The organism is Paraburkholderia sediminicola (assembly GCF_046026895.1).
Classification (GTDB): domain Bacteria; phylum Pseudomonadota; class Gammaproteobacteria; order Burkholderiales; family Burkholderiaceae; genus Paraburkholderia; species Paraburkholderia sediminicola_C.
Genome location: NZ_JAQQEU010000128.1, coordinates 1 through 11897 on the forward strand (window position 1 = coordinate 1; position 11897 = coordinate 11897).

The 11897-nt window shown below is 59.8% G+C and carries 11 protein-coding genes and 2 pseudogenes; 11 read left to right on the forward strand and 2 right to left on the reverse strand.

Annotation, left to right across the window (positions count from 1 at the left end; genetic code table 11):
- Positions 1-242, forward strand: a pseudogene (locus PQR02_RS38155) (DUF4440 domain-containing protein); the annotation flags it as partial.
- 1041 nt (positions 243-1283) lie between these two features.
- Here PQR02_RS38155 and PQR02_RS38160 read toward each other — a convergent pair.
- Positions 1284-1739, reverse strand: coding sequence for a ferredoxin reductase domain-containing protein (locus tag PQR02_RS38160; RefSeq protein WP_408243008.1), 456 nt, complete (start codon positions 1737-1739; stop codon positions 1284-1286).
- Here PQR02_RS38160 and PQR02_RS38165 point away from each other — a divergent pair.
- Positions 1702-2403, forward strand: coding sequence for an IS6 family transposase (locus PQR02_RS38165; RefSeq protein ID WP_408243009.1), 702 nt, complete (start codon positions 1702-1704; stop codon positions 2401-2403). The genes PQR02_RS38160 and PQR02_RS38165 overlap by 38 nt on opposite strands.
- Before the next feature lie 216 nt (positions 2404-2619).
- On the opposite strand, the gene PQR02_RS38170 is transcribed toward PQR02_RS38165, so the two are convergent.
- Positions 2620-3435, reverse strand: coding sequence for an IclR family transcriptional regulator (locus tag PQR02_RS38170; protein WP_408243010.1), 816 nt, complete (start codon positions 3433-3435; stop codon positions 2620-2622).
- Between the two features lie 229 nt (positions 3436-3664).
- On the opposite strand from PQR02_RS38170, the gene PQR02_RS38175 reads away from it, so the two are divergent.
- The 9 genes and pseudogenes from PQR02_RS38175 (at position 3665) to PQR02_RS38215 (ending at position 11775) form a co-directional block, all read left to right on the forward strand.
- Positions 3665-4729, forward strand: coding sequence for an ABC transporter ATP-binding protein (locus tag PQR02_RS38175; RefSeq protein WP_408243011.1), 1065 nt, complete (start codon positions 3665-3667; stop codon positions 4727-4729).
- 97 nt (positions 4730-4826) lie between these two features.
- Positions 4827-6146, forward strand: a complete 1320-nt coding sequence (locus tag PQR02_RS38180) for an ABC transporter substrate-binding protein (RefSeq protein ID WP_408243012.1) — start codon at positions 4827-4829, stop codon at positions 6144-6146.
- A gap of 138 nt (positions 6147-6284) precedes the next feature.
- Complete coding sequence (locus tag PQR02_RS38185) at positions 6285-7163, forward strand: carbohydrate ABC transporter permease (RefSeq protein ID WP_408243013.1); 879 nt, start codon at positions 6285-6287, stop codon at positions 7161-7163.
- A 55-nt stretch (positions 7164-7218) separates the two neighbouring features.
- Positions 7219-8049 carry a carbohydrate ABC transporter permease gene (locus tag PQR02_RS38190; RefSeq protein WP_408243014.1) on the forward strand — a complete coding sequence of 277 codons (831 nt, stop codon included), beginning with the start codon at positions 7219-7221 and terminating at the stop codon, positions 8047-8049.
- Positions 8050-8056: 7 nt separating this feature from the next.
- Positions 8057-9193, forward strand: coding sequence for a mandelate racemase/muconate lactonizing enzyme family protein (locus tag PQR02_RS38195; RefSeq protein WP_408243015.1), 1137 nt, complete (start codon positions 8057-8059; stop codon positions 9191-9193).
- On the forward strand, positions 9193-10317 hold the full coding sequence (locus PQR02_RS38200) for an aldo/keto reductase (protein WP_408243016.1): 1125 nt from the start codon (positions 9193-9195) through the stop codon (positions 10315-10317). Before PQR02_RS38195 ends, PQR02_RS38200 begins: the two co-directional genes overlap by 1 nt.
- On the forward strand, positions 10314-11144 hold the full coding sequence (locus tag PQR02_RS38205; protein WP_408243017.1) for an amidohydrolase family protein: 831 nt from the start codon (positions 10314-10316) through the stop codon (positions 11142-11144). Before PQR02_RS38200 ends, PQR02_RS38205 begins: the two co-directional genes overlap by 4 nt.
- Positions 11145-11217: 73 nt before the next feature.
- Positions 11218-11361: pseudogene (locus PQR02_RS38210) on the forward strand (SDR family NAD(P)-dependent oxidoreductase); the annotation flags it as partial.
- A 72-nt stretch (positions 11362-11433) separates the two neighbouring features.
- Positions 11434-11775 carry an L-rhamnose mutarotase gene (locus PQR02_RS38215; RefSeq protein ID WP_408243018.1) on the forward strand — a complete coding sequence of 114 codons (342 nt, stop codon included), beginning with the start codon at positions 11434-11436 and terminating at the stop codon, positions 11773-11775.
- Positions 11776-11897: the final 122 nt, after the last annotated feature.

The following is an 11897-nucleotide window of genomic DNA, read 5'->3' on the forward strand; positions in this document are numbered from 1 at the left end:
TGACGGTCGCTGACAAAGAGGACTACTTTCATCATTTTCTACAAGATCGTCCATCCGGGAAGATTGACTTCCGCTACATTGACCTGGGGTGCAATTCTGCCGTGGATGCCGGGCTTTACACATTCACCTTCGCAAGCACTGGAGCGGTTATTAAGGCCCGTTACACCTACACCTATCATTGGGATGGGGCGCAATGGCTAATTACAAGTCATCACTCATCGGTCATGCCGGAGAAGCAGTAACGGGGGACGAGGTTCAGTTCCTGCGGATAGCCTGCGGCATATACCGAACCCATTGATATGCTTTCCTCTCGGACGACCTATCTATGTCGGGTCGTCAGCGGAAGTCGTTGCGCTGGGAAAGCGGGCGCTCGACACGGGTTGATTCGGCGCGGGCCAATGATTCCAGTGCCTGACAAGCGGCAGGCGACCCGGCGTGAGCGAATGACAGTTGGAGTTTGAGGCGAACGGCTTATCGCACAGTGCGCAGTTGCATGTAGTGGTCATTCTGTCCATGACGCTTCCTGTGAAAAGACCGAGCGCGGCTGGTGAACGGTATCACGGGCCAGCATAATCGGATCGTCGCGCCTGGCCCGGCCAGGCGAAACGCGGGCTTCCCGGGGGGGCCGTGAAACGGTATCGGCCTTCTCGGTGAGAGGCACAGCGCTGGCTGGTACTGAGTGGTGGTCATACAGGGCGTCGTGTCGCGAAAAGGGATCGCTTCCCTCCTGAGAAGTCGCCTCGATTGAGTGGCCGTTGTTGAGAAAGCCGATTGTCAGAAACGGGTCGCCACCGGTCAGATGCGCAGGACGTCAACCCACGGTTCAAGAACCGTCCAAGCGGCTCACGAGTATTCCACAGCCCCAGATAGGCGCGAGCGGGCGGGACCGACGAGCGATTGTGCACCAGCTGCGGAAAGCGCGCCTCAGTTACCGTGCCGTCACACTGCCACTGACCATGCCTTTTGGTCGCCACGGGCGATTTTATGAACGTTCGCTGCATACACCCATTCGGGGGCTTGGCGCTCAATGAGATCCATGAAAGCGGGGGGGCCGCTGCAGTAAATCTGTGTGTTGGCATGAGCTGGACTCAATGCATGGGAACTCTTCTGCGCGAATAGATCATCGGACAGGCCGAAATGGTGATAGAGCTCACCGTGACTTCGAAGCGCGTCAAATTCTTCTCGAAGAACTGCGCGGTCGGCCGATCGGGCGAAGTTGTGCACCTCGAACCTTTGACCCGCCGATGCAAGCCGCTTCGCGATTCCCGCGATCGATGCTGCGCCTATTCCACCAGCAAAAAGGATAGTCGCGCACGATCGTCCAAAATTGTCGGCGGGCTGTTGGGGGTGCCGACAAACACTTCGTCTCGTTCATTCAACGGAAACCTGGTTAGCAGACTATCCGTTCTGCCATCACCTTCTTGTCTCATGCCTACCACGTAACCATCGGGCAGGGACGAAACACCGAGCAATGGATAAATTCGTTGCTTGTCGCCAGCGCTATTCAGACAGAGAGTGACGCACGATCCATCGTAAAATGGCGGAAGCGCCGATTTGGACGTTGTTCGAAGTTCGACGGCATGGTAGCCCTTAGCAATTTGCCATTTCCGGCCCACGATGACGGGAATCAGGTTGTCCAGTTCTGTTGCAATAAGGCGATCCGCTATGATGTGCGGAACAACATGAACGGCTGAAAGCTTGATGACGACGTTGAATCCGCCGGTGGCCCGAGTGCTCAAGCGCCTGCATTACCCGCTCGACGTGATCCTGATGTGCGTGCGCTGGTACGTGGCCTATCCGCTGAGCCTGCGTCACATTGAAGAGATGGTCGCTGAGCGTGGAGTCTGCGTCGATCATTCGACCGTGCATCGCTGGGCGCTCAAGCTGTTGCCTGTGCTGGAGAAGGCGTTCCGCCGCCGCAAGCGGCCAGTCTGGAAAAGCTGGCGCATGGACGAGACGTACATTCGCATCAAGGGCGAATGGAGGGATCTCTACCGGGCCGTCGACAAGGAGGGCAACACCATCGACTTCCTGCTACGCGCCCACCGGGATAAAGCCGCGGCCCGGCGATACTTCGAGAAATCGATCGCTCGGAATGGCGTGCCCGACACTGTGACCATCGACAGGAGCGGCGCCAATCTCGCCGCCCTCGAAGCTATCAATGCTGATCGTGCAATGCCCATCAAGATCCGCCAGTCCAAATATCTCAACAATCTCGTCGAGCAGGACCATAGGGCGATCAAGCGACGCACACGACCCATGCTGGGGTTCAAGACTTTTCGCTGCGCCCGGATTCTGCTGGGCGGCATCGAAGTCATGCATATGATTGGCAAAGGACAGATGACGTGTGCTCGCGGAACCCATCCGTCCGCCGCCGATCAATTCTACGAACTGGCAACATAAGCAGTACTTCGCATATCGATCATCTTTTCTACGCGAGCCTTACTGCGACAAAACCCCTTGATGGCCAAGCGCTCGTGCCACGGCTGGATTCAAAGTCGTCATCAAGCGTCCGATCGTTCGTATTGTCATGGCACATGATACCCAACGCGTTATGTGACAAAGCTTTCTGATGTGATGGACGCATCTGTGCGATGCATCGTACGGATATCTTCGGTCTCATCGAGGCTCGGGTTGGTGCGCGGGCTGCGAAGCTGCATCCCAATAGACATTGAAGCCCATCAATGAAGTGAGGGTTTCTGCGGCGCGCTTCATCATGTCACCGACGTCGGCCATCGACGGCACAGGGGCATCGTCGATTCGCTCGATATATGGGGTAGTCAGCGCCGCAATGGCATGACCGTCCAAGCCGAACACAGGGTAGGCCAGATTCTTCACCCCCTTGACCTGCCGACTGGACATGCGCGCGTTGCCGTGCCTGCGGATCTGCGCGAGGTCCTTCGCAAGCCGTTGTGGGTCCACGGCCCGTTCGCCGTCCACGGGAACATGCAGTTCGAGCATCTCGACGCGTTGCGGTTCTTCCTGGAAGGCGAGCAGTACCTGCCCTGACGCGGTATCGGTGAGTCCTATCAACGTGCCGACCTTCAACGCAAAGCCCCACCGTTCCGGACTTTCGACGCCTGCGACGATCAGCACGCGTCCCTTCTGATACACGCACAGGTGAAACGACTGCCCGGCCTGCTTGGCGAGTTGCGTCATCAGCGGCAGTGCGGTCGATACTAGCGAGCGCACTGGCTGATGCCGGTGCGCCAACTGGAAGAGCAGCAGCGACAGAACATACCGGTCGCCGATCGTGTGCAGGTAGCCGCGTGTTTCCAGCGTCACGACCATCCGGAATATTTCGGCGGTGGTGCGGCCGAGCTCTTTTGCGAGTTCCGCCAGAGACAAACCCTCCGCGTGGTCCGCCAGCAGCTCGATGATGTCCAGACCTTTTTCCAGTGCCGGCGCCGAATAGCGCGTTGCGTTGGCGTTCAAGTTTCCTCCTGAAATCGCAGATGAAATGGCGCACATGATGACCAGACGGATTGTAGGGCGACTGAATGCTGTGTGGGCGCCTAACAATCCGTTTGACGGACGGGGAAAACACCTACAATGTTTTCATCAATAAAACATCATTTCATATATACAATTTACCTAATCGTCGGGCGAGAGTGGTCAGTTGCGCTCAACGGCCGGTTACTGAATAACCCGGGAAGGAGGGCGGATGGCAGCCGTAGCATTCGAGCAGGTCAGAAAGTCGTTTGGTGAGCAGGAGGTGTTGAAGCAGATCGACCTGCAGGTTCCGGACGGGGAGTTTCTCGTACTGGTCGGGCCGAGCGGATGCGGGAAATCCACGCTGCTGCGTGCGCTGGCGGGCCTCGAAAGCGTCAGCCATGGGCGCATTGTGATAGACGGCGAGATCGTCAATGCGCGGCCGCCGCGCGATCGCGATATCGCGATGGTTTTCCAGAACTACGCGCTGTATCCGCACATGACGGTGCTCGAAAACCTGACGTTCGCGCTCAAGCTGCGCAATCGCGATCCGCAGGAGATTGCCTCTCGGGCGCAAAAGGCGGCTACGATGCTGGGGCTGCAGGATCTGCTAGATCGTCATCCCCGCCATCTGTCGGGCGGTCAGCGGCAGCGGGTGGCGATGGGCCGCGCGATCGTGCGTGACCCGAAGGTGTTCCTGTTCGATGAGCCGCTCTCGAATCTCGATGCGAGGCTCCGCGTGCAGATGCGCGCGGAGATCAAGGCCCTGCACCAGCGCTTGCGCGCCACGACCGTCTATGTGACTCACGACCAGATCGAGGCGATGACGATGGCAGACCGCATCGTCGTGCTCAACGGTGGCGTGATCGAACAGATCGGCACACCGCTTGCGCTATATGACGATCCTGACAATCTCTTCGTAGCGGGCTTCATCGGCTCGCCTGCGATGAACTTCTTCAAGGGGATTTACGAGCCGCAGGGGGACGGCGCATGCGTGCGCATTGGCGAGCTCGCGTTCCCTGCGCCGCCCGTCAACGCCGCGCAGGGACAGGAGGTGACGTACGGGATTCGTCCCGAGCATCTCAGCCTTGCTGGCGCAGGCGGCATGCCGTTCGCGCTCGAAGTGGTTGAGCCTACCGGTGCGGCGACCGAACTATTCGGTACGGTCGCCGGCCAGGCCTGTTGCGTCATGCTGAACGGCCGGACCGATGTGCTTGCCGGCACTACCATCTCGCTGCTAGCGGACCCCGCCAGAGTACTCGTGTTCGACCGCACCAGCGGGCGACGGCTGCGCTAAACAGGATTGCGAGCCAAACCGTCGCGGGCTCGCGTTACACAGTTGCCGCCGGCGAGCCGCGTGGTCCACGGCGGAACCCATACAAGAGGAGACAAGGATGCGTTACAAAACCATGTTCAGGCTCGCAGCTTCGGTATTTGCGCTCGCGGGTGTTGTCGCGTCGGGTCTCGCACATGCCGACGGCGAATTCAAGGGCTACACGCTGCGGGTCAAGCTGATCGGCGGCGTCCAGTATGAGGCGCTCTATGCGCGCATTCCGCTGTGGGAAAAACAGACGGGTGCGAAAGTCGAGATCGTGTCGCGCAAGAGCCATTTCGAGCTCGATCGCGAACTGAAGCAGGACATTGCATCCGGCCATATCGACTATTGCATGTCGTCCAACCATACGAATTTTTCCGCACAGTACCCGATTTTCCGTGATCTGAAGGGCATGTTCCCGGCCAGTTATCTCGCGGCGTTCTCACCGAGCTTGCTCAAGCAGTCCGAGATCAACGGACACCTGGTGCAGATTCCGCGCTCGGTCGATATTGAGGCGCTCTACTACAACAAGGCGGCCTACGCCGATAAGGTCAACCAGAGTGCCTATCAGAAGCAGTTCGGCGAGCCGCTCGCGCCGCCGAGGAACTATGCTGAATTCACGCAGCAGGCGAAGTTCTTCACCAAAGCGCCGAACTTTTACGGCACGCAGTTTCCCGGCAAGGACGAAGCGATCACCGGCACGTTCTATTCGTTGTTGATCGCCAATGGTGGCCAGTTGCTGGATGGAAAAAACCGTCCGGCGTTCAACTCGCCGATCGGTGTCAAAACGCTGAACTGGTTCGTGGATTTATACAAGGCGGGGGCCGTACCCAAGGGGGTGCCGAGCTATGTCTGGGACGATCTCGGCAACAACTTCGCTGCAGGCAAAGTGGCGCTGGATCTCGACTGGCCAGGCTTCGCTTCGTTCTACAACGATCCGAAGACTTCCAAAATGGTCGGTAAGGTCGGCGTGGTGCCGGCGCCGCTAGGCACTGCCAACAAGCGGCCCGGCTGGTCAGGTTCGCATAGCTTTTCGATCACGAAGACCTGTGACCGCCCGGAAGTCGCGGCGAGCTTCATCCAGTTCCTGACCAGCTTCGATTCGCAGATGGTAGAGGCGCGGCTCGGGACGATCCCGTCGCGGGTCGATGCGCAGCAAGCGGTCGTGAAAGAGTTCGAGGCGAAACAAGATACGTATATGGCGCATGCGATCTCTGTGTTCAGCACGGCGGCTCAGCAGGACGCCTTTACGCCTCCGCGGATCCAGCAATGGGACGAGATATCCAATGCGCTGTGGCCGGAATTGCAGAAGGCGCTGATTGGCGACAAATCGGCCCAGCAGGCGCTTGACGATGCGGCGAAGAAAGTTTCCGACATCATGCAGGACGCATCCAACTAGTGACATCCATGGCACGGCCCGCGCGCCGCGCCATGCAGTCGATCCGCTTTTCCCCGCTTCAATATGCGCTCCAATATGCGATTCAATATCCGCTATTCGCCTGCCGTGCAATCCCCCGGACCGGCCCTGCATGAGAGCATGGCAGCGCCGCTAAGGCTGCTGCTGCCGGCGTTTGTTTCGGTAGCGATCGTCGTTGTGCTGCCGCTGCTTTTTTCGCTCTACACGAGTTTCACCGCGTACCGGCTCATCGATCCTGACACGATCTGGAATGTCGTCGGTTTGCGAAACTATCTGCGCGCGTTTGCGAACGGGGATTTCTGGGCCGCGTTCGGTCGTACCGTGCTGTTCCTGACGATTGCGTTGAATCTGGAACTGTTGCTCGGCCTCGGGATCGCGCTGCTGCTCAACCAGATTGTGAAAGGCCAGCGCGCGCTGCGCACCATCATGATGTTCCCGATGATGTTTTCGCCGGTGCTGGTCGGCTTTCAGTTCAAGTTCATGCTTAACGACAGCACGGGCGTCGTCAATCATGTACTGCAAACGGTATTCGGACTGAAGACCACGATTCCGTTTCTGGTCGATGCGCAATGGGCGCTTGCTTCGTTGATCGCGGCGGAGGTGTGGAATTCGACGCCGGTGTTCGCGGTGATTCTGCTCGCTGGCCTGATGGCTTTGCCGAAGGATCCGATCGAAGCGTCCAAAGTCGACGGCTGCACGCCGTGGCAAACTTTCCGCTACGTGACGCTGCCGTACTTGATGCCGTTCATCTATATCGCGATGACGATTCGTTCGCTGGACGTCGGCCGGGCTTATGACATCGTGCGCATCATGACCAACGGCGGTCCCGGCGGACGTACCGAATTGCTCTGGACGATGGTAGGCCGCATCGCCTACGACGACTCACGCATGGGCTACGCAAATGCCATCGGCTACGTGTCCGTGCTCGTATCGGTGCTGTTCACGCTGTACTTTTTCCGCAAGCTCAACGCAGCGCGCAAACACATGGGGTCAGCCTGACATCATGAGTACTACTTTTAATCACGCTTCTACATTCGATTCGCTGCAAGCACGGATGAGACGGGGCGCTCTGTGGCTCGCCGTCTTCCTCGTGATGGCGGTCATCTGCTTGCCAGGCCTTTGGGTCATGCTCAATGCCTTCCGCTCGAATGTCGCGATTCTGTCGAATCAGCCACTGCTTGATGCCGGCAGTTATACGCTCGACAACTTTCGCAATGTGTTCGGCTTTGGCGGGATGGCGTCGCTGCCGATTCGCCAGTACTTCGTTAATTCGGTGGTGATTTCTCTAGCGAGCACGGTCGCTGCGATCGTGGTCGGGGTGGCCGGCGGCTATGCGTTTGCGCGTTTCGAGTTCCGCCACAAGAAGCTATTGTTTGTAGTGCTGATGCTCACGCGAGCGATTCCGGGCATCGCGCTCTCGCTACCGATCTTCATGCTGTGGGCGTGGACGGGTTTGCTCGACACGCATATCGGCGTGATTATCGTCTACCTCGCGATGAACGTGCCGTTCACGGTCTGGCTGATCGACGGGTTTTTTCGCGAAGTGCCGGCAGAACTCGCCGAGGCCGCACAGATCGACGGCTGCAGCCGCTGGCAGGCGTTCTGGCATATCGAACTGCCGCTCGCCCGCTCGGGCGTGGCGTCGGCTGCGATCTTCGCGTTTCTGACTAGTTGGAACGAGTTCGCGCTGGCGTCGCAACTGTGCCGCAGCCCCGATACTAAAACGCTGCCCGTCGGCTTGATGGATTTTACTGCGCAGTTCACGGTGGACTGGGCCGGCATGTGCACCATGGCGGTAATCATCATCATTCCGGCCATCATCCTCACGTTTATCGTTCAGAAACACCTGATTGCAGGTCTCACGCTTGGCGGCGTCAAAGGATAGAACAACCATGACCCTCATCGAAACGATAGAAATCCGGCAGGTCGACCTTCAGCCGAAGGTGCGGCGCACGGATGCCATCCAGTCATTTGTCATTCAGGAAACGGTGCTGGTCACGATCCGTTGTAGTGACGGCAGCGCCGGTACAGGCTACACATACACGATTGGAACGGGCGGCTCGTCGATCGTTGCGTTGCTGCACGACCATCTGGCGCCGCAACTTATCGGCCGCAATCCCGCGGAATATGAAGCGATCTGGCGGCATCTGTTCTACCACACGCACGCGACCGCGGTCGGCGCGATCACGAGTCTCGCGCTTGCCGCAATCGATACCGCGCTGTGGGATCGCAATACGCGCGTGGCCGGACTGCCCTTGTGGGTTGCGGCAGGCGGTGCGAAGCCGCGCGTGCGGACTTATACGACGGAGGGCGGCTGGTTGCACCTGCCGGAGAGCGAACTTGTCGAGCAGACCCTGCAGGCACAGGAAATCGGATTCTGCGGCGCAAAGCTGAAAGTGGGGCGCCCGCATCTTTCCGAAGATGTGCGGCGACTTGCGGCCGTGCGGGAAGCAGTGGGCGACAGCTTCGAGTTGATGGTCGACGCGAATCAGGGGTTCACGCTCTCGGAGGCGCTGCGGCGAGCGCACGCGTTCGAGCCGCTGCACCTCGCATGGCTGGAGGAACCGCTGCCCGCCGAAAACATCGCCGGCCATCGGCAACTGAGCGCAGCCACAGCGGTGCCGGTCGCGGTCGGCGAATCGATGTATCACCCCGCGCAGTTCGCCGAATATATGAAGGCAGACGCCTGCTCGATCGTGCAGGCAGACGTGGCGCGCGTCGGCGGCATCACACCGTGGCTGAAGATTGCTCATTTTGCCGAGGCGATGAACATCGCGATCTGCCCACATTTCCTGATGGAACTGCATGTGAGCCTGTGCGCCGCGGTGCCGAATTCCGCGTGGGTCGAGTACATCCCGCAGATCGACACTCTCACGGGCTCGCGTGTGAAGATTGAGCAGGGGTATGCGGTCGCGCCGGATGAGCCTGGTCTCGGCATCGATTGGGACTGGGATGTGATTGGCGCGAGCCAGCACGTGCACAAGTCGATCGGTACGCCTGCCGCGCGTGTCGCTGCGGGAGGCGGATGATGGACCGCGCGCAGCCTGGGAGAGACGCGGTGACGGGCATGCGCGAGCGTCCCACCCCATTGCGGTTCAGCGCGCTCGGTTTCGGATCGGCGGGCATCGCTGGCATGTATCGCGACGTGACCCACGCACAGGCGCTCGCCGCAGTCGACGCAGCCTGGGATGCTGGTGTGCGGTACTTCGATACGGCGCCGTTCTACGGCTATACGAAGGGCGAACACAGGCTGGGCGCCGCGCTCTCAAGTCGCAACCGCGACGAATTCGTGCTATCGACCAAAGCAGGGCGGATGCTGACACCTGCCGACGCGGGCGGCGCAGCCGTCTCGCCAGGCGGCTGGGCGAATCCGTTTCCGTTCAAGGTGCGTTTCGACTACACGCGCGACGCCATACTGCGCTCGTTCGAAGACAGTCTGCAACGCCTCGGGATGGCAAGTATCGATGTGCTGCTGGTGCACGACATCGGCAGCTATACGCACGGCAACGAACCGGAGACAGCGGCGCATTACTGGCGTCAACTTTCGGACAGCGGATTCAAGGCGCTGGACGAATTGCGATCGGCGGGCGTCGTTCGCGCAGTGGGGCTAGGCGTGGATGAGAGTGCCGTGATCGTCGATGCGTTGCGCGAATTCGATCTCGACTGCGCGCTGCTCGCGGGACGGTACACGCTGCTCGAGCAGACTGTCCTTGACGACCTGTTACCGATCTGCGACGCACGAGGCGTTGGCGTGCTGATCGGAGGCGCTTTCAATTCGGGCATTCTCGCGCGCGGACGTGGCGCTTCCGCACACCGTCCGGATGGCTCGCGCCCCGCGTTCAACTACGCGAGCGCGCCGCCGGAAATTGTGGCTCGCGTCGAGTGTTTGGTCGCAGTGTGCGATACGTTCGGCGTACCGCTGAGCGCTGCTGCGTTGCAGTTTCCGTATGCACACCCGGCGGTGAAAAGCATCGTGACGGGCGCGCGTTCGCCGGACGAAATGATCGATAACGCACGCAGTTTCGCGCTCCCGATTCCACCCGCGTTCTGGGGTGAGCTGAAAGAACTCGGCTTGATCGATCAACGGGCGCCGGTGCCGTGCGAGTGCGCGGCAGCGACGCATGTCCGCGAGCTCGCACGGGAGCGTTCATGAAGATCGATGCGCATCAGCATTTCTGGCAGCGCAGCCGCGGCGACTACGGATGGCTCACCCCCGAGCTGGGCCCGTTGTGGCGTGACTTCCTGCCGGCAGATCTGGCACCCCTGGCGTCTGCTGCGTGCATCGAACGCACGATCGTCGTGCAGGCCGCGCCGACTCTGGCGGAGACCCGTTACCTGCTGGCGCTTGCGGCGCGTGAGTCGTCGATTGGGGGCGTCGTCGGCTGGGTGCCGATGCTCGTGCCCGAAGCACCCGCACTAATCGCCGAGCTTGCACGCGATCCGAAGTTCAAGGGTGTGCGCCCGATGCTGCAAGACCTGCCGGATGACAACTGGATCGCGAATCCTGCACTAGCGCCCGCCGTAGAGGCGCTGCTCGCGCATGACCTCGCCTTCGACGCGCTGATTTTCACGCGCCACGTCGATGGGCTCGAGACATTTGCGGCGCGCTTTCCGCAGTTGCGCATCGTCGTCGATCATGGCGCGAAGCCGCCGGTCCGTGATGGCCATGCCGGCTGGCGAACGTGGGCCGACGGCATCACGCGCCTCGCGCGCCTGCCGAATACCCATTGCAAACTTTCGGGTCTTGCAAGCGAAGCCGCACCCGGCTGGACTGAAGAGACCCTACGGCCGTATGTCAATCATTTGCTGAATGCCTTCGGTCCGGCGCGCCTGATGTGGGGCAGTGACTGGCCTGTGCTCAACATGAACGGCGATTATCTGTTATGGCATTCGGTGGCGACCGCTTTGCTTGCGTCACTGTCGGACGCGGCGCGCGACGCGGTTTTCGGTGCGAACGCCAGAGCATTCTATCGCTTGTGAAGTTTGTTAAACCACTGTGAAGGGACGCTGGAATGCCCCCGAAGGCGAGTTGCTGGCCCGCGTACCAGGTTGCCTTAACGCGAAGGCGATGTATCGCACCATTCGCGCGTTCCTGCCTGCGATGCTGGAGAAAGGCTGCGGTTCAGTCATTAGCATGTCATCGGCGGCCTCGAGCATGAAAGGCGTGCCAAACCGCTTTGTCTATGGCGCATCGAGGAAAAACAGGTTTGAATCACAGCATTACGCTGCACAGAAAGCGCAGCAAATTACACGACCGTCGGAGAACGCGATGAGACGCTGCCTGATGTTGGACCTCAAGGATTCCCCTGATCTTATCGCCGAGTACGAGGCCATGCACCGCGAGATTTGGCCGGAGGTGGCGAAACATCTCCGCAGTCAGGGCATCACCTGTATGGAAATCTTCCGGCTGGGGACCCGGCTATGTATGCTGATGGAGACGGATGACACAATCTTCAGCGCTCAGCGCATGGCGGATGCTGAAGCAAACGATCCGGTACTGACGGAATGGCAGCGCCTGATGTGGAATTTCCAGGTCCCGACGCCATGGACCCCACCGGGCGAGAAATGGGTCGAAGCGGCGCTCATCTTCGATTTGTCGCGGCAACAGTGAAATATGGTTCGGAGGAGCCGATTTTGTCGCGATAAGTTGAGTGCGGCAAGGTAAGCTCGCGGGCTCTGTCGCGCTAAGGCGTCATGTAAAATTCGGCATCCGAATTTGAGACAACCATGGTG